The sequence below is a fragment of the Gelidibacter pelagius genome (genome assembly GCF_017581925.1).
Classification (GTDB): Bacteria; Bacteroidota; Bacteroidia; order Flavobacteriales; family Flavobacteriaceae; genus Gelidibacter; species Gelidibacter pelagius.
The window spans coordinates 71168-88531 of the sequence record NZ_JAGEVG010000013.1; the positions used below are offsets into that span (position 1 = coordinate 71168).

The window sequence follows — 17364 nt, forward strand, 5'->3', positions numbered from 1 at the left end:
CAAAAACAATAAACAATGAAACTAATTTCTTGGAATATAAATGGCATAAGAGCAATAACAAAAAAGGATTTCTTTGAGGATTTCTCAAAAATGGATCCAGATATACTTTGTCTTCAAGAAACAAAAGCGCAAGATGGGGAAGTGGAAAAAGCTTTATCACAATTGAGCAGTTACCACCACTATTATAATTCTGCTGAGAGAAAGGGCTATTCGGGAGTTGCAGTGCTATCTAAGATAAAACCGATAGCGGTTACTTATGATATGGGGATCGAAGAGCATGATCAAGAAGGTCGTGTTATATGTGCTGAGTTTGATACTTTTTATTTGGTAAATGTCTATGTTCCAAATTCGGGTCAAGAATTGGTCAGGTTGGATTACCGACAGCAATGGGATACTGATTTTCGGAATTATCTATCGAATTTGAAAGCAACAAAACCTGTTATTCTCTGTGGCGACTTAAATGTAGCGCACCAAGCCATCGACCTTAAAAACGACAAAGCCAATTACAATAAAACTGCGGGATATACCCAAGTTGAAATTGATGGGATGGATCTTCTTCTTGACGCTGGGTTTGTAGATTCGTGGCGACATTTTCATCCAGAAACCGTAGCTTATACCTATTGGAGTTATCGTTTTAAAGCTCGGGAACGCAATACGGGATGGCGACTGGATTATTTTCTGGTCAGTAATTCCTTAATGGATAAAGTGAAGGACGTCGAGATTTTATCCGACTATTATGGCTCCGACCATTGTCCAATTCAGTTGAAGCTTGAAGTGTAAGTTGCAATTTTAAATCCCACCAGTCGGTTTTGATACGCCGAGGCTTAGCTCGATCAAAAAGACAATTCCTTATTTATACCTCGTGGGCTTGCCCGCCTGTGCTGGTCGAACGTAGCCGAAGATTTTGATTTCTAAAGTCCTGTAACAGACTGATCTTGGTCATTGCAAAACTTGAAATAAATTGATAAGTTAAGGAATCAACTAAATATACGATTCCTCTTAAAAATCAAAAAAGATATGAAAGCAGTCATTACTACCGAGAAGATACCAGTAAAACTATGGTTGCAAGAAGAGCAGATAGAAGAAGGCGCCTTAAACCAAGCGCGCGACCTTGCCAATCTCCCTTTTGCTTATAGCCATATTGCCATTATGCCCGATACCCATTTAGGCTACGGGATGCCCATTGGTGCCATCTTGGCCACCAAAGGTGCTGTGGTTCCCAATGCTGTTGGCGTAGATATTGGATGTGGAATGTGTTCGTTACGAACAAATCTGACCGACATAGAAACATCTGATTTAAAAGAAATCATGACCATCATAAGAAAGACCGTTCCTGTAGGTTTCAACCGTCATGAAGACCGTCAGGATGAATCTTGGATGCCCGAAAAAAAAGGAGATTTGCCCATTGTGGAGCAGGAATATAAAAATGCGCTTTATCAGATTGGTACTTTAGGTGGAGGTAATCACTTTATCGAAATACAAAAAGGCTCAGATGGTTATATCTGGATCATGATCCATTCGGGTTCCAGAAACATCGGTTTTACCGTGGCTAACCACTATAACACTATCGCTAAAGAGAAAAACGAAGCCTCTAAGCATCAAGTTCCAAAGGACTTGGCGTCTATTCCTGAAGATTCTGAGTATTTTGATTTGTATTGGAATGAAATGAATTATTGTATCGAATTTGCCTTGGCCAATCGAAAACTGATGATGGAGCGGACAAAATTGGCATTTGAGGAAATTATACCTGGGGTAGAGTTTTCGCATTTCATCAATAAACCACACAATTTCGCTGCTTTGGAAGAGCATTTTGGAGAGCAGGTGATTGTACATCGTAAAGGAGCAACCCGGGCAAGAAAAGGCGAATGGGGCATGATCCCTGGATCACAAGGTACTCATTCGTTTCTCGTTAAGGGAAAAGGTAATGCAGATTCGTTTGAATCGTGTTCTCACGGTGCGGGACGCGTTATGAGTAGAGCAGCTGCCCGTAGAAACCTTGACTTAAAAGAAGAAAGAAAATTTCTTACTGATCAAGGAATTCTACATGCCATACGACACAAAGGTGATTTGGACGAAGCGCCAAGTTCCTATAAAGACATCAATGAGGTCATGGCAAATCAAGAAGCTTTAGTGGAGGTACAAATTAAATTGCAACCCTTAGCAGTCATCAAGGGTTAAGATGGCAACACCTATCCATTTCTTAATTTCAACTCGGCTCTCCCTTGTTTTGTGTTTTTTAAGAAAACATTGAATCTTGATAATTTATTGAACATGACCTAAGTCATTTCATGCCAGCTACTTTCATCTTATCTTTATAATTAGAAAAAATAACTTAAAAAAACAGATAAAATCATGGAAAGATGTAATGGAAAAGTAATGCTCGCACTTTTAACAGGAGCAACAATTGGAGCGAGTCTTGGAATTCTTTTTGCGCCTTACAAGGGCAGTAAAACCAGAAGGAAAATTAAAAGATCAGTTACAGATACGTCCCAGAACGTTTCGGAATTTGTAAAAGACGCCAAGGACGCAATTAAGTAAAGTGCATTGAATTAGTGAAAAAGAAAAATGGGATAACATCCCGAGAAAAAGACCTTATCCGAACATTACAATATGTTCTAAGGTCTTTTTGTCTTCTATAATTATTTCTCTTCTAACACCAAAGGTTATCAGTCCTTCCTCACTAAATTGAGTGAGCATGCGTATGGCCGTTTCAGTTGCCGTGCCAATAAGACCTGCAAGATCTTCTCTTGCTATACTGATGCCCTCAACTTCATCATTGATTAGAATGCGTTGATCATGTATGTCAAGTAGTGCTTTTGCCGCACGCTGCCTTACGGTGGCATAAGCGACGTTGACCATGAGTTCTTGAACATCAACCAAATTATTGGAAAGTAAGCTCATGAATTTATTGGCAACAACGTTGTTTTCTTTTATGAGTGACGTAAAGTCCAATTTAGGAATTCCATAAAGCACAGCATCTTCCAATACGGTAGCCGATTCGATATAGGTGCCATTGTCAGAGAGTAGGGATAATTGTCCTATAAAGTGGCCAGGGCCGCACAAGCCTGTTACAAATTCCTTGCCTTTTTCAGTGGTCTTAAAGGTCTTGACAACACCACTTTCTATGAAGTATAATGTGTTTGCCGAATCACCCTCCATAAAAATCAGGTCTTTCGTATTGTACGTTGTCGGATTATAATCCCTGGATAAGTGATCTAATTCCAAATAGGTGGAAGCTGCTTCGATAAATTGGGAAACCCCATCGATAGATCTTGAAAATTCTCTTCTTAAGAAATCGTGTCGTTTTAATCGGCTTTGAATGGCTTCCAATAATTCCTTTTCAGTAAAGGGCTTGGTCAAGTAATCATCTGCCCCCAGATTCATACCTTTGCGCATGTCAATTTTCTCGGTTTTGGCCGTCAGGAAAATAAAAGGAATGCTCGATGTTCGGGTATTTTTGTTCAATTCCTCCAATACACCGTAGCCGTCCAATTCCGGCATCATAATATCGCATACAATCACATCTGGCAAGAGTTGTTTTGCACGTTCAACACCAATTTTCCCGTTTTCGGCTGAGGTGACTTCATAACCTTCCAGTTCTAAAATATCGGCGGTATTTTCACGGACATCGTGATTGTCTTCTATAATTAATATTTTTATCATTTTTCTATCTGTATTGGGAACTCAACCGAAAAGGTTGTGCCCTTATTTAGTTCGCTTTTAAATGTAATGGTACCACCCATCAATTCTGTGTAGTGTTTTGCAATATTTAAGCCCAGTCCGGTGCCTTCAATATTGCCCGCATTCTTTGCCCTAAAAAAACGCCCGAACAAGTATTTTTGTTCATCCAATGGAATGCCAATGCCTTGATCGGAAATTTCTAGCACTACGCCTTTGTGTTTTTCTAAGATGTTAAAATTTATGTTGGAATCCTCGGATGAATATTTTGACGCATTCGATAATAGGTTGTTAAGAATGTGACTTAGTAATTTCACATCAAGATTTATAAACAGTTCGTCATTGGTGCTCATGACACTAATGGTCTGGTCTTTCTTTAAACTGATATTGGTCTCTTCGACCATTTTATTTGAATAGGAAATCAAATCAAAACGTTCATTTATGGGCATAACCTTGCCTTCATCCATTTTGCTCAGTGAGAGAAAGTCGTTGAGGATGACCGTCAGGTTGTTGACATTCCTTTCTATCCGCGCCAGATACCTTTCTCTTTTCTCAGCCATACCATCCCCGTTTTGTTTGCCTATTAAAATTGCAGAAGTGAGTATAGCGCTCAATGGCGTTCTAAATTCGTGGGAGGCCAGAGACACAAAACGCGATTTCAGATCATTTAATTCCCGTTCTGATTTTAAGGCGTTTTGAATTGTAAACTCAATTTCTTTTTGTTTGGAAATATCATTGTAAACGTGTAGGGCACTATTTATCTTGTTGTTTTTGTCAGTCAATGGTGCTGTGTTTACCGCAAAGTATCGGTCTTTATAGTTGACTTCAAACGAAAGGTATTCGCCAGAAAGCGTTTTTTTAATACTTTCTTTGATTCGTTCTTTTCTTTCGTCGGAAAAAACTGAAATATCGTCAATGGACATGCCTTCTTGATAAAACTTATTTAATTCTAATTGATCTAAAGCGTCGCCTTCAGCAAACAGGATTTCTGAATGTTCATTCATAACGGCTACAAAACCATTAGGGAAATTTTTTGCAATTTCCGAAGCTATATTTTTACTTGTAATGGCTTCACCTTGTGCCAAATCTGCGATGCGTATTTGATCTTCAAGACTTATATTGGATTCTACCAGTTTTTGCACAGTTTCCATGACTTCTTGAGTGCGCTCCTGAACTTTTTGTTCCAGGTCGTGAGCGTGTTTTTCAAGCTGAATCCTGTTTTTATCAATGGTATCGGTATTCTTTCGATTTTCTAAAGCGATACTTGCGAGATGGGTCATGTCCAAAAGAATCTTTTTTTCTTCTTCTAAGGGCGATTTATTTGTGTTGCTATAAATGGAGATTGTACCCAACACTTGATTGGTGGATGACAATACAGGAAATGACCAGCAGGCCTTTAGCCCGTTTTTGGAGGCTATTTCTTTATAATCTTTCCAAAGTCCATTCGTCTGGATATTGGAGACAATAGTTTCTTTTTTTGAAAACGCGGCGGTCCCGCAAGAACCAGTTCTTGGTCCGATCTTAAGACCGTCAATATGGTTGCAAAAAGATTTTGGTAAATTTGGCGCCACCAATTTATGGAGTGTTTTGTCCTCCGAATCCAGCAAAAAAATGGAAGCTATACAGCCTTTAAAATGGGTCTCAAGGATTTTCACAATCTCATTGCCAATGGTTTTTATGGAGTGGTCCTGAACTATTAACTCCAATACTTTCCTGATCTTATCTTTAAGATATTCTGCCTTTACCTTGTTGGTAACGTCGTTTTGCACACTTATAAAGTGCGTGAGTTTATGTTCTTCATTATGCACAGGGGTTATGCTAATGTCGTTCCAGAACATAGTGCCATCTTTTCTGTAATTGCGTACAGTGACTTTGCAAGCTTCTCCATTGGCAATTGCATTTTGCATGATATCGAATTCCTTTTGGTCTCGGTCATCGACTTGTAAAAATCGACTTTTTTGTCCCAATATTTCTTCTCGGGAATAGCCTGTCATTTTTTCAAAAGCAGAATTGCAATAAATAATTGGGTTGTTTGGTTGTTGTGCATCTGCAATCAGGATACTATTTCCTGCAGAGGCCAGGGCATTTTTCTGTATGGTAAGTAATGCATCGTTTCTCCATTTCTCGGTGACGTCCCTAACAATGGTCAAAAGCCTATCGTCGCTCATAAGCACCACGCGAGCCTCAAAATGTTCCATCACTTTCTTATCTTGAGTGCTGATTTCTGTAATCTGCATTTTTCCGGAGGCGATGGCTTTTTTTTGTGAAGATTTTATTTTTTGGTACACATTGGGCGGCAGTACTTGTTCCATATTCAAGCCAATGAACTTATCTGGTTGTATGGATAGTTTTTCAGGACTGTTAGCATACCAATCAAGATACACCCCTTGACGGTCTTGGATGAACATGACATCTGGATTGGCTTTCAATAAGGCTTTTATTTTTGATTCGCTCCTTCGTAATTCCAATTCAGTTTCTTTTTGCAAGGTGATATCGGTAATGAAGCCTTCCAATATTACCCCGTCATTTTTCTCATCATCAATGGCCGTACCCTTTTCCCATACATATTTAATTGTTCCATCTAAATGTTTAATGCGATATTCAACACTGTAGGGTCTTCCTTGACTCACGGCGTTTTGAATGTCTTCCCATACCTTATCGCGGTCTTCAACCAAAATGAGATTTCCGTAGGCTATTTTTTGACTCATAAAATCTTCAAAAGAATAGCCGGTAACTTCTAAACACCCTTCACTGATATAATCCATTTCGTAAGCCTTGGTGTTCTTACAGCGGAACACAATACCTTTCAGATTGTTTATCAGGGCATCGAACTTTCGATTACTTTCAATGAGTTCGGCATTCGTTTTTTTTATGGTTCTTAAATCATTTTTTTCTTGTGCAGCATTCTCAAAAAAAACGATCGTGACCTTTTTATCGTCAATTGTTGATGGGGTTGCGACTAAGTTTAAATGAAGCTTGCTCCCATCATTTTTGATCCCAAAAACAGCTTTTTCTATTTTAAGAGCTGAGTTCTGATTTTTAATGTGATTTTTATATCGGAGCTTCAGTTTTTCAGGGATGATCATCTCAATGTTTTTATCGATCAATTCTCCCGGACCATAACCAAAAAGCGCTTCGCATGCACGATTTGATGTTAAGATATAGCCAGCTTCATTCACAGCTATAATCCCTTCAGCAGATGCTTCAAAAATACTCTGTAACAAATCATTATTATGGACTTTGTTTTTCATTTATAAAAAATATATAAGAAACGGGAAAGTGTTGTCTCCAATACGGCTGACTTAATAAGCTCCCAAGGCTTAAGTTGTCTCTATCTTGAAAATATCTTTCAACAGATTTATTGACTCATATTTTGGATAATAGTTATATAACTTTCGCATAAAGATAATTCGATTTTATCTCAATTGGGATGACAACTATCAATATAAGTCATCTAAGTTGTATTTTTTTTTGGTAGACCAATAAAATAGAAGTTTTCGGCAAACATGCTTAATTTTATAATGGAGTAAATCAGCTATAAATCCAATAGACAATAATGGCCATTTGAAAATCATAATGGTCTCAATACTTTTGATTGAGATTGGATAAATACTGAAATAACATTTTTCTACTTTCTGAAACTATTTTTTAGAATTCTTTTGTTTATAAAAATTTTGTCATAATAACAAAGCCGTATATTTATAATGGCATTACTATAGGTGAAATTTATATGGAAGTATTTGATATTTTGAAAGAAATGGATGGTATTTTTACTATTAGCCATAGTTTTATGCCATCACTTTCTGAATTGGGCTGAATTGGTGATCTGATTTATTGTCTGGCAAATACATCAGATAAAGAAATGAAAACTCTTATCGCAACTGATATCGTTTTAATAAATGAACTTTATTTTAATACTGTAACTTTAAAGGAATTTAATCTTTCGGTCAACAGAATAAAGAAGATAAAAAAGGAAGTCTGACGTTTATTGAACTATAATTATGGAAACAGAAACTAAAAAACTCAGCAAGCTCGAGAAATACGATTCCCGAGGTGTACAAACGCTCTTTAGAACCGTCTCTAAAAATCACTACAATCTTTTAAAAATGGTGGATAATAAAGCACGGATAATTTTGACTGTAAACTCAATCATCACTTCGCTTTTGTTTGGTATTCATTTTATAGATAAAGGCAGTAAATCAATAACTATAAATGTAGGTACCAAGGTTTTAGTAATCAGTAGTATGTTGTCTATGGTTTTTGCCTTGTTTAGTATGCTTCCTCATCGTTATTTAGGGAAAAAATTTGAAAAAAGTGGGTATAAGGGAACTTTATATGCCGATAATTTTTCTAAACAAACATTAAGTGAATTTAAACAAGAATTTGATCGCATAATGGATAGTGGTCAAACTATTTACAATGAGCTGATCAGCGATTTATATTTTTTAGGCTTGGTGATTTCTAAAAAACAACGGCTTTTGCTTTATTCTGTGTTTGTATTTCTTATAGGTCTTATTATTACCATTATTTATACCCTTTCTACCCTTTAATAGGTGTAATTAAGTAATCGTAAACTAAATTTAAAAGAGAACTAAAACCATTTAAAAACAATTTACCATGACATCTCACAAATTAAGTATATGGTTACTAACACTCACAACACTCCTGTTTTTTAATTGTGCTACGTTTAAAACTTCCATAAAGGAAACGGAAACTATAAATCCAAAGGACACAGAGCCTGCATTAAAAGTCTATATGATAGGTGGCGTTGGCCTACCCGAAAATGGAAAAGCACCCGCTGCACTACAAGCTTTAGAAAACGAAATTAAGAACTCAAATAAAAGAGATCTGCTGCTTTTTTTAGGTGACAACGTGTATCCAAAAGGAATTCCAAACAGCGATGGTCCAGAAAACCAAGATGCTGAATTGGCCTTGTCATTTCAGATTGATGTGGCAAAAAAATTTAAGGGTCGGGTTATATTTATTCCAGGAGATAAGGATTGGAACAGTGGGGTTTCAGGTCTGAAAAACCAGGAGAAATTAGTTGAAGGCGCATTGGGCAAAAACACGTTTTTACCTGAAAACGGCTGCCCTATTAAAAAAGTAAAAATCAATGATGACACCATTTTACTGGTTATAGATTCGCAATGGTATATTACTAATTGGGATCGACACCCATCCATAAACGATAAATGTGAAATAAAAACGCGCACAGATTTTTTGGACGATTTTAGAAGTGAAATAAAAAAAGCAAGGGGGCAAACAGTTTTGGTTGCTATCCACCATCCGATGTTTAGTAGTGGACCTCATGGCGGTCAACACAGTTTTATGAGCCAAATGAAACCCTTGCCTATAATTGGATCGTTTAAGAACTTAATAAGAAACACCAGTGGCATTTCAAGTAGGGATCTGTCCAATGTGTATTACAATGAATTAAAACGAAATTTAGTTGCTGCTTCCCAGCAGAATAATTCAGTTATTTTTATCTCCGGGCATGAACAAAGTTTACAATATTTGGTTAAGGATAATATTCCTCAAATAATAAGTGGTTCTGGCTCTAAATCAACGCCGACGAGATTGATAGAAGGGGGTGAGTTTGCATATCCTGACCACGGATTTGCCATGTTGACTATTTATAAAGATGGCGCTTCCGAAGTGAAATTTATTTCTGCAGAAAATCAGGAACTTGTCTATCAAACCCAAGTATTTGAATCTGATGAGAAGGTCTCAGAAAAGTATCCTAAAATAAGTCAAGATTCAATTTCGGCAGCAATCTACTCAGAAGAAGAAACTACAAAAAGTAATTTTTATAAGTTTTTATGGGGAGAGCGTTATAGAAAATATTTTAGTACTCCCGTAAAAGCCAAGGTTGTTTATTTGGATACGCTAATGGGTGGTTTGACCCCTTTCCGAAAAGGTGGTGGAACACAGTCCAAAACGCTGCATTTAAAAACTGAGGATGGCACCAGATATGTGATGAGAGCCGCAAGAAAAAATGCAACTCAGTACATTCAGGCTTTTGCATTTCAAGATCAATATGTTGAAGGGTATTTTGAAAATACAGCTTCAGAAGCACTTATTGCAGACGTGTTTACGGGATCTTATCCTTATGCTCCTTTTATCGTGGCGTCTTTGTCTAAATCTTTAAGTATTCCACATTTGAATCCCTATTTATACTATATACCCAAACAAGAAGCCTTAGGTAATTACAATCAAGAATATGGCGACGAATTATACATTTTGGAAGAACACGCTTCAAAAGGTCATCCGCATTTGGCTTCAGGAAATTTCACAGGAAACATTATCAGTACCACCGATTTCTTATTGGAAATCCATTCTGACGAATCAAAAGTTGTTGATGAAAAATCCTATATAAAAGCACGTTTGTTCGATATGCTGATTGGCGATTGGGATCGGCATCAGGATCAATGGCGTTGGTTGGAGTTTAAAGAGGATGACAAAATCATCTATAAGCCATTACCAAGAGATAGGGACCAAGCCTTTTCCAAAATGTCCGATGGCATTATGTTGGGAGCTTCAATCCATTTGATTCCTGTTGCTAAATTATTGCGAAAATACTCGTCCGATTTAAAAGATGTAAAAGGATTTAATATCGAACCCTTTCCTTTAGATATGGCCCTTATTACCCGATCCAATAAGGAGGTTTGGGATCAGCAGGTGGCCGAATTGCAACGCGATCTGACGGATGAGGTTATTGATAAAGCATTTAATACAGTGCCGAAAGAAGTGCAAGGCGAAACCATTGAATCCATTAAACAGCTCTTAAAAGGCAGAAAAAACAATTTACAGTCCATTTCAGATGCTTATTATAAGCTGATAAATGAATATGCGGTACTTGTGGCCACCAATAAAGACGATTATATCAAAATAAATGGGTTGGAAAACGGAAATGTCGAAGTTTCGATGTTTCGTAAAAAAGGAGATTCAATTACAGATGAATTTCATAATAGAACCTATAGTCCAGACCTAACAAAAGAAATATGGATTTACGGATTGGCCGATGATGACACCTTTAAGATCACTGGTGAAGTCAAAAACATAAAAATCCGAATTACAGGAGGTCAAAACAACGACGAATATATCGTCGAAAACGGAAAAAACATAAAAATTTACGATTATAAAACCCGACCAAATACATTAGAAGAAATCGATAATGCCTCCGTTAAATTACGTGACAATTATATTGCCAATGTTTACGATTATACGAAGCTTAGAAATAATACCAATCAGATTATTCCTTCCATAGGTTTGAATCCGGACGACGGAGTAAAAGTGGGGATTAACAATACCTATACCGTATACGGATTTGAAAGAAATCCGTTTACCAGCCAACATAAGATCAACGCGGCTTATTATTTTGCCACCAAAGGATATGAGATTAAGTACGAGGGCGAGTTTGCGAATATTATAGGTGATTTGAATTTTAAAATCGATGCCAATTTTCAAAGCCCTAATTATACCTTAAACTTTTTTGGTTTTGGTAATGAAACTATAAACCTAGACGACAATTTAGGTCGTGATTATAACCGGGTGAGAGTTCGTGAATTCCAAATTGCCCCGTCATTGGTTTACAGGGCGCACGGCGGTGGTCAATTCAGTTTTGGAGTAGGGTATGAGTCGGTTGAGGTTGAAAATACGGATAACAGATATGTCGCAGACAGTTTTCAATTGCCCAACTATATTTTTGATGAGAATCAATTCGGGACTATCAATGCAAAATTCGAATTTGAAAATTATGATAACAAGGCCTATCCTACTTTAGGTTTTCAATCGAGCATTGAGTTGGGTTATAAAATGAATTTTGACCAAAACAATGTTGGCTATACCTACTTGATTCCAGAGTTGAGTATTACCCATAAATTAGTGTCCTCTGGTAAACTTGTCTTAGCCAGTAGGATAAAAAGTCACATTAATTTTGGAGATCATTTCGAGTTTTATCAAGCCGCCTCCATTGGAGGTATTGATGGACCGAGAGGTTTTAGAAATCAGCGTTTTACCGGGAATCAATCGTTTTTTCAAAATACAGACATCCGTTATAGTTTTGGTAAATTCCGAACCAAATTAATTCCCATCCGACTGGGTCTTTTTGCTGGTTTCGATTATGGAAGGGTCTGGTTGGATGGTGAAGATTCTAAAAAATGGAATAATTCTTATGGCGGCGGATTTTTTATTTCCGGGGTCGATATTATTTCGGCAAATCTTGGAGTATTTAATTCAATTGACGGCATACGTGCCGCTTTTTCTTTGGGCTTTAATTTATAATTACTTAAAATAAATGTGTTACGATATAAAGACATCCGTTGAGGCGCAGCTCAAGCGTGCTGACCGAAAAGGGGACAAGGAAGCTGTAGATGAAATTATGGAGCGACTCGTGCCATTAACCGATTTACCGCTTTTTCATGCCATGGGCTTTGATCATCCAAGTTTATTAATTTATACCGATCGGTCGCCTGAATTCCCAGAAGTTGCTACCTGGGGTTTAATACCACACTGGGTGCGAGATGAAGCACAGATGAAAAAGATATGGAATTCCACGCTCAACGCTCGAGGCGAAACCATTTTTGAAAAGAATTCCTTTCGTTCTGCGGCAAAAAAGTCGCGTTGTCTAATTTATGTGGATGGATTTTATGAACATCACCATTTTAACAAAGAGACCTATCCATTTTTCATCCATCGAAAAGATAAAGAACCGATGATTCTTGCTGGCCTTTATAATGAATGGAATAATCCCGATACAGGTGGTAAATTGACTACCTTTTCCATTGTGACTACCACTGGTAATGCAATGATGGGACAGATTCATAATAACCCTAAATTGGAGGGGCCTCGGATGCCGGTCATATTACCTGATGAATTGGCGGATAAATGGCTTATTGATTATAACGATCGTCTTGATCAACAGTCAATTGAAGAATTGATTAAAGAGTATCCAACTACTGAATTATCGGCATATACCGTTCAAAAATTAAGAGGTAAAAATAGTATGGGCAATAGCGAGAAAGCGTCAAAGCCATTCAACTATGCAGAATTGCCTGATCTGAAAATTGAATGATCGGTTTGGAAAAGAAATGTATTGTCTTTTTCATAACTATAATTCTAAGATCACCAGCTATAAACATATAGTAAGCCTTCTAACACTGTAAAGATTTATGTCTCTCACTTATGAGTTCACATTCTGGTGCATCGAACTAATGTCTTTAGCATATTCACTTTAATTTTACTGTTTTACATTATAAGCCATTTGGCGACAAACTAAAAACAGAAATTTATGTCATTAATTACAATCATCTTAAATATTTTATTACCGCCCTTAGCCGTCTTTATGAAACATGGTATTGGAACAACGTTTCTTGTCAGCGTTTTACTGACGCTCATAGGATGGATTCCTGGAGTCATTCATGCCTTTATTGTGAATGGTGACTAAATTTCACCAACAAACCACACATGATGAATAAAATCTTAACCATTCCCATCTTGTCAAGTCCTGAAAACGCACTGATTGAGGCATTGGATACGCTTTTTAGTCTTAATTTAAAATCCTTTTTCTTGATTCTGCTGTCCACGATTTTAATTTATGTGGCAGTCATTATGTACACAAGAATTTTCGGGAAAAGGAGTTTTTCCAAAATGTCGAGTTTCGATTTTGCAATGACTGTTGCTGTCGGATCCATGATTGCTACCACCATTTTATCAGACAGTGTTAGTTTTTTGGAAGGGGCTATAGGGCTCCTCTTTGTGTATCTATTTCAGTTGACTGCCGCATTTTTTCGCAGGTATAAGTGGTTTCGGAAAATTATTGACAATCAGCCTACTTTAATCATGGATGGTAAAAATATATTGAGAGACAATATGAAAGCGGTCAGGGTGACGGAAGGGGATCTCCGTTCGAAATTAAGAGAAGCAAATGTGGTAAAGCTCTCAGAGGTAAAGGCCGTCATTTTTGAATCCACTGGAGATATGGTGGTCCTACATAAAAATAATGATGATGTTATTGATGACTGGCTGTTAAAGGACGTACAACGATAATTTAACATATTATGATGGAGATAGATTTGATAGAAAAAACCCACATAGAATCAGAATATCGCAATTTTATCCTTAGAGATAAGCACCCTTGCATTATGGCCAATGCGATGTTTAAATTGGACAATTACCATTTAAAAATATATGACGACATGACTTCAGATGCGGTTGTCGCTCCGATTTTAAATGCTATAGAATCCTATTTGGAGCACTATGATTTTGAGTCCAATGATTTTGAATCGTTAATACTATGTTTTAAGGAGAATCATTTCAATTCAGAACTTGATTTTGAACGTGCCCTTTGGAATCTCTTGCAGAAATTGCATGACGCAGACGATTTAGAGTGGGATCCTGAGGTAAGCAAGGATGAAGAAGACCCGACGTTTAGCTTTAGTCTTAAAGGAAAAGCATTTTATATTGTGGGTATGCACCCCAACAGTTCCAGATTGGCAAGACGTGCGCCATACTCCACGCTTGTATTGAATTTGCACTGGCAATTTGAGAGATTACGTGAGATGGGCACCTATCAAACCATAAAAAAGAGAATTAGGCGTCGCGACAAGAAATTGCAAGGCTCTATAAACCCGGTTTTGAGAGATTTTGGAACCGATTCTGAAGCCAAACAATACAGTGGAAGAGCTGTAGAAAAACAATGGAAATGCCCTTTCCATACAAAAACAGAACACCTATGAATGCTGTAAACATAATCAATCCACAATCTGGCGATGCTTTCGAACTGAAAAAAGGACAAATCCTAACCATTATTGATCCTAAAGGACAACAAGTAAGCGATATGGTGGTCTTTAATCGCGAAGATACCAAGGAAAAATTATCCGCAGGAAAAACCATGGATTTTGAGGAATCCATTCTTTTGACCAAAGGCAACTTTTTATGGAGCAACCGGTCGCAGAAAATGATGGAGATAAAGGAAGATACTAATGGTCGGAATGATTTCCTTTTGGCGCCTTGCAGTCCGGAAACCTTTAAAATTATGTATGACAATCCAGAATATCATCCCAGTTGTCTTGAAAATCTCTACGAGAATCTTCAACCTTACGGTATTGAAATCGATGATATTCCAACGGCATTTAACGTCTTTATGAATGTGCAGTTTGATGCACAAGGGAAATTGAAAGTATTACCACCAACCTCACAACCTGGAGATTTGGTACGTTTTAAAGCGAAAATGGATCTCATTGTAGCCTTGACAGCATGTTCGGCAGAAGATAGTAACGGCGGCACATTTAAACCGATTCACTATGTCATCACCGATGCAGATGGTAAAGTTGATTAGTGTCTTTCTATTTGAACAAAGATTTCGCTTGTTTAAGTCAATGCTATCAGCCTATTCTTTATAAATTGTTAGTTGTAAAACTATTTTATTATGAAAATCGAAAAGGATATTCCAGATAAGGTTAATCAGTATGACGAGATTTTGAAGCCTCGGCTCTCGGAAGAATCAAGTGTACAATCTATTTGGGAGAGAATAAAAGATGAATATCATCTCAAGTATCCAAATTTAACTAAGAGGGATCTGAGTTATGTACCGGGTGCGTTTGACAAGATGACCTCTCTAATTGCGAGCAAAACCGATAGGTGTAGAGCAGAGGTAAACAACGAGATCAGAAGTTGGGAGGCCTCAAAAAAGCCTTAAGATTAGAATTGAATGATTTTTGCTCTTGACCAACCACTTCTTTAAAAGGAACAGCTTATTCTATTAGGAGACCAAAATTATTAACATCAAAATTAAAATCAATATATCATGAGCGACAAGAAGAAAGAAGAAACAGACCGCAAAGAGTCCAGCACCAAACATGCCCGAGGCAGTACCAAAGTGCACAGTGAAAAAGACGATTCCACCGAGGATGGATTTAAACCAAATAAACCTAAAAAATAAAAATTATGAGTTTAGACAAAGACAATATTAAACACCACGGCTATGACGCCGACAGTAAATTAAATGCTTCAGACGACAGTCTTGAAGGCAGATGGAGTAATATTCAAGCTGATTATCGCAAAAAGAATCCAAGTATTACGGATGACGATGTAAATTTCAAATCAGGAGAATTTGACCATATGATCGCGAGTATTGCCCGCAGAACCAAGAGAAGCGCAGAGGATATAAAAAATGATATCCGCAATTGGAATATGTAAGTGCTTTTAAGGATTATATCAGTAAAATGAATATTTCCCTATAGTCATTAAAAAAGTCTGAGCTAACCGCTCAGACTTTTTTTTTGAGATTTAATTAGTAGTAGCTAAATAGAGAGTTAATCTCCAGACCATAAAATCGTCTCAGGATTTAGTAATGTCAATTGAATTCAGAGGACTATTTCTTTAATTTTTTCATTGATTTTTCATTTTTATCTTGAACTAACTTGTAGATCAGATAACCAAACTGGAGTCCTACCAAGATAATTTGTGCTTTCCTGTTCCGAAATATTGTCGATGCTGCTCCTAATAGTAATGTGGGTTTCATGTGCGTGGTGTTTATGATTAAATTTTAGTGTGTTATACGATTTTATGATCTTGACTTTAGTGATCACAGTTGACCATCCAATTAATTCCGAATTTGTCTGTGCATCTCCCAAAATGGCCCCATGCTCTTTCTCTGAAATTATGATGGGTTTTTCCATTTTCAGACAAAGTATCAAACACATATTTTGCTTTTTCTAAATCGGTGAAATCTACGCTCATGTGAATTTGATTGCCGTGATTTATAGGTGTATCGGGTGCGGCATCATAGGCCATAAAGTTGACGCCTTTTCCTTTCAATTCAGCATGTTGCAGCTTTTGTCGATAGGAGGAGGGGACATCTATTTTCTTGTCTTCGTAGGTCTGACGGTTTTGAATCTTAGCATCAAAAAGTTCAGAATAAAAACTGAGCGCTTCTTGACAGTTGCCATTGAAGGCGAGATAAGCTTGTACATTCATAGTTTTAAAGTTTTATCTAATATAACAACTCAACCAGCGTTGGATTGCCCCAGAACCATTAACCTTTAATCCATATAGAGATTCAGAATTCATACAAAGGTTTGATGGGTGATAATTATCTTCGAAGCAATTATCTTTTTAAATTATATTCTAACCTTACCTAATTATCCATTTATAACTAGATGACTATAATTAGATGACCAACACTAACGTTTGTGGCTGAGCAATTTTTACTTTCAGAGCAAACCGTCAACTATATGGCCGCATTATATGTATAAAGAAATGTCTTTTCTATAGAATTGGCAATTTGCCATAAAGTAATCTGTGATAATGAAATTAATTTTCGATCTTTTAGCCCTTAGTGTCAGGTGGCAACATAAAATCATCTTTAACATTGTCCTCTGGAATCAGATTCATAAAGCTATGGATCGAGTTGTCAGCATTTGCTCCGTAGCTTGCTAATAGTGTTCCTTTACTGCCGTCCATTGTCTCAATTACATATAATAGGGACATGTCTGACGGGTTGCTCATACCTTCATAACGGTGCTCTTTTAAAATAGTGACATCCCGGGGATCATATTTGTTCTTTGATGTTAAATTTTGCAATTGATCTTCAACTATTTGAAACTGATCAGTAAAGCCAGCGGCTTCATAACGCCGAATATAGTCCAATTCGTTTTTGCTGTTTTCTTTCATAATCGTATGTAA

The 17364-nt window shown here is 37.1% G+C and carries 17 protein-coding genes; 13 read left to right on the forward strand and 4 right to left on the reverse strand.

Features of this window, described 5'->3' with window-relative positions:
* The first annotated feature begins 15 nt into the window (after positions 1-15).
* The 3 genes from J4051_RS11960 (at position 16) to J4051_RS11970 (ending at position 2538) form a co-directional block, all read left to right on the forward strand.
* Positions 16-780 carry an exodeoxyribonuclease III gene (locus J4051_RS11960; protein WP_208234107.1) on the forward strand — a complete coding sequence of 255 codons (765 nt, stop codon included), beginning with the start codon at positions 16-18 and terminating at the stop codon, positions 778-780.
* A 237-nt stretch (positions 781-1017) separates the two neighbouring features.
* The gene (locus J4051_RS11965; RefSeq protein WP_208234108.1) at positions 1018-2178 is read left to right on the forward strand and encodes an RtcB family protein; all 1161 of its coding nucleotides are present in this window, start codon (positions 1018-1020) and stop codon (positions 2176-2178) included.
* 174 nt (positions 2179-2352) lie between these two features.
* The gene (locus tag J4051_RS11970) at positions 2353-2538 is read left to right on the forward strand and encodes a YtxH domain-containing protein (RefSeq protein ID WP_208234109.1); all 186 of its coding nucleotides are present in this window, start codon (positions 2353-2355) and stop codon (positions 2536-2538) included.
* A gap of 54 nt (positions 2539-2592) precedes the next feature.
* On the opposite strand, the gene J4051_RS11975 is transcribed toward J4051_RS11970, so the two are convergent.
* Together J4051_RS11975 and J4051_RS11980 are read right to left on the reverse strand one after the other, a co-directional pair.
* Positions 2593-3663, reverse strand: a complete 1071-nt coding sequence (locus J4051_RS11975) for a response regulator (RefSeq protein WP_208234110.1) — start codon at positions 3661-3663, stop codon at positions 2593-2595.
* The gene (locus J4051_RS11980; RefSeq protein WP_208234111.1) at positions 3660-6929 is read right to left on the reverse strand and encodes a PAS domain S-box protein; all 3270 of its coding nucleotides are present in this window, start codon (positions 6927-6929) and stop codon (positions 3660-3662) included. The genes J4051_RS11975 and J4051_RS11980 overlap by 4 nt, the downstream gene beginning before the upstream one ends.
* 750 nt (positions 6930-7679) lie before the next feature.
* On the opposite strand from J4051_RS11980, the gene J4051_RS11985 reads away from it, so the two are divergent.
* From J4051_RS11985 to J4051_RS12025, 10 genes are all read left to right on the forward strand, one after another.
* Positions 7680-8228 carry a Pycsar system effector family protein gene (locus J4051_RS11985; protein ID WP_208234112.1) on the forward strand — a complete coding sequence of 183 codons (549 nt, stop codon included), beginning with the start codon at positions 7680-7682 and terminating at the stop codon, positions 8226-8228.
* 67 nt (positions 8229-8295) lie between these two features.
* Complete coding sequence (locus J4051_RS11990; RefSeq protein ID WP_208234113.1) at positions 8296-11961, forward strand: metallophosphoesterase; 3666 nt, start codon at positions 8296-8298, stop codon at positions 11959-11961.
* A gap of 13 nt (positions 11962-11974) precedes the next feature.
* A complete protein-coding gene (locus J4051_RS11995) occupies positions 11975-12751 on the forward strand; it encodes an SOS response-associated peptidase (RefSeq protein WP_208234114.1) in 777 nt (258 codons plus the stop codon).
* 216 nt (positions 12752-12967) lie between these two features.
* Complete coding sequence (locus J4051_RS12000) at positions 12968-13123, forward strand: YqaE/Pmp3 family membrane protein (RefSeq protein ID WP_208234115.1); 156 nt, start codon at positions 12968-12970, stop codon at positions 13121-13123.
* A gap of 23 nt (positions 13124-13146) precedes the next feature.
* The gene (locus tag J4051_RS12005; RefSeq protein ID WP_208234182.1) at positions 13147-13725 is read left to right on the forward strand and encodes a DUF421 domain-containing protein; all 579 of its coding nucleotides are present in this window, start codon (positions 13147-13149) and stop codon (positions 13723-13725) included.
* An 11-nt stretch (positions 13726-13736) separates the two neighbouring features.
* Complete coding sequence (gntA, locus tag J4051_RS12010) at positions 13737-14414, forward strand: guanitoxin biosynthesis heme-dependent pre-guanitoxin N-hydroxylase GntA (RefSeq protein ID WP_208234116.1); 678 nt, start codon at positions 13737-13739, stop codon at positions 14412-14414.
* The gene (locus J4051_RS12015; RefSeq protein ID WP_208234117.1) at positions 14411-15016 is read left to right on the forward strand and encodes a DUF1989 domain-containing protein; all 606 of its coding nucleotides are present in this window, start codon (positions 14411-14413) and stop codon (positions 15014-15016) included. The genes gntA and J4051_RS12015 overlap by 4 nt, the downstream gene beginning before the upstream one ends.
* 90 nt (positions 15017-15106) lie before the next feature.
* Positions 15107-15376, forward strand: coding sequence for a hypothetical protein (locus tag J4051_RS12020; RefSeq protein ID WP_208234118.1), 270 nt, complete (start codon positions 15107-15109; stop codon positions 15374-15376).
* 108 nt (positions 15377-15484) lie between these two features.
* A complete protein-coding gene (locus tag J4051_RS19155; RefSeq protein WP_262897799.1) occupies positions 15485-15619 on the forward strand; it encodes a hypothetical protein in 135 nt (44 codons plus the stop codon).
* A 5-nt stretch (positions 15620-15624) separates the two neighbouring features.
* On the forward strand, positions 15625-15876 hold the full coding sequence (locus tag J4051_RS12025) for a hypothetical protein (RefSeq protein ID WP_208234119.1): 252 nt from the start codon (positions 15625-15627) through the stop codon (positions 15874-15876).
* A gap of 381 nt (positions 15877-16257) precedes the next feature.
* Here the strand turns inward: J4051_RS12025 and J4051_RS12030 are convergent, their stop codons facing one another.
* Together J4051_RS12030 and J4051_RS12035 are read right to left on the reverse strand one after the other, a co-directional pair.
* The gene (locus J4051_RS12030; RefSeq protein ID WP_208234120.1) at positions 16258-16656 is read right to left on the reverse strand and encodes a VOC family protein; all 399 of its coding nucleotides are present in this window, start codon (positions 16654-16656) and stop codon (positions 16258-16260) included.
* Between the two features lie 351 nt (positions 16657-17007).
* Positions 17008-17352, reverse strand: coding sequence for a hypothetical protein (locus J4051_RS12035; protein ID WP_208234121.1), 345 nt, complete (start codon positions 17350-17352; stop codon positions 17008-17010).
* Positions 17353-17364 lie beyond the last annotated feature (12 nt).

What these genes read in the sequence shown, in the direction of transcription:
- J4051_RS11965 (WP_208234108.1), top strand. Translation starts at nt 1,018, where the DNA reads ATGAAAGCAGTCATTACTACCGAGAAGATACCAGTAAAACTATGGTTG.
- gntA (WP_208234116.1), top strand. Translation starts at nt 13,737, where the DNA reads ATGATGGAGATAGATTTGATAGAAAAAACCCACATAGAATCAGAATAT.
- J4051_RS12015 (WP_208234117.1), top strand. Translation starts at nt 14,411, where the DNA reads ATGAATGCTGTAAACATAATCAATCCACAATCTGGCGATGCTTTCGAA.
- J4051_RS12025 (WP_208234119.1), top strand. Translation starts at nt 15,625, where the DNA reads ATGAGTTTAGACAAAGACAATATTAAACACCACGGCTATGACGCCGAC.
- J4051_RS11990 (WP_208234113.1), top strand. Translation starts at nt 8,296, where the DNA reads ATGACATCTCACAAATTAAGTATATGGTTACTAACACTCACAACACTC.
- J4051_RS12030 (WP_208234120.1), bottom strand. Translation starts at nt 16,656, where the DNA reads ATGAATGTACAAGCTTATCTCGCCTTCAATGGCAACTGTCAAGAAGCG.
- J4051_RS11960 (WP_208234107.1), top strand. Translation starts at nt 16, where the DNA reads ATGAAACTAATTTCTTGGAATATAAATGGCATAAGAGCAATAACAAAA.
- J4051_RS12005 (WP_208234182.1), top strand. Translation starts at nt 13,147, where the DNA reads ATGAATAAAATCTTAACCATTCCCATCTTGTCAAGTCCTGAAAACGCA.
- J4051_RS19155 (WP_262897799.1), top strand. Translation starts at nt 15,485, where the DNA reads ATGAGCGACAAGAAGAAAGAAGAAACAGACCGCAAAGAGTCCAGCACC.
- J4051_RS11970 (WP_208234109.1), top strand. Translation starts at nt 2,353, where the DNA reads ATGGAAAGATGTAATGGAAAAGTAATGCTCGCACTTTTAACAGGAGCA.
- J4051_RS11975 (WP_208234110.1), bottom strand. Translation starts at nt 3,663, where the DNA reads ATGATAAAAATATTAATTATAGAAGACAATCACGATGTCCGTGAAAAT.
- J4051_RS11995 (WP_208234114.1), top strand. Translation starts at nt 11,975, where the DNA reads ATGTGTTACGATATAAAGACATCCGTTGAGGCGCAGCTCAAGCGTGCT.
- J4051_RS11985 (WP_208234112.1), top strand. Translation starts at nt 7,680, where the DNA reads ATGGAAACAGAAACTAAAAAACTCAGCAAGCTCGAGAAATACGATTCC.
- J4051_RS12035 (WP_208234121.1), bottom strand. Translation starts at nt 17,352, where the DNA reads ATGAAAGAAAACAGCAAAAACGAATTGGACTATATTCGGCGTTATGAA.
- J4051_RS12020 (WP_208234118.1), top strand. Translation starts at nt 15,107, where the DNA reads ATGAAAATCGAAAAGGATATTCCAGATAAGGTTAATCAGTATGACGAG.
- J4051_RS12000 (WP_208234115.1), top strand. Translation starts at nt 12,968, where the DNA reads ATGTCATTAATTACAATCATCTTAAATATTTTATTACCGCCCTTAGCC.
- J4051_RS11980 (WP_208234111.1), bottom strand. Translation starts at nt 6,929, where the DNA reads ATGAAAAACAAAGTCCATAATAATGATTTGTTACAGAGTATTTTTGAA.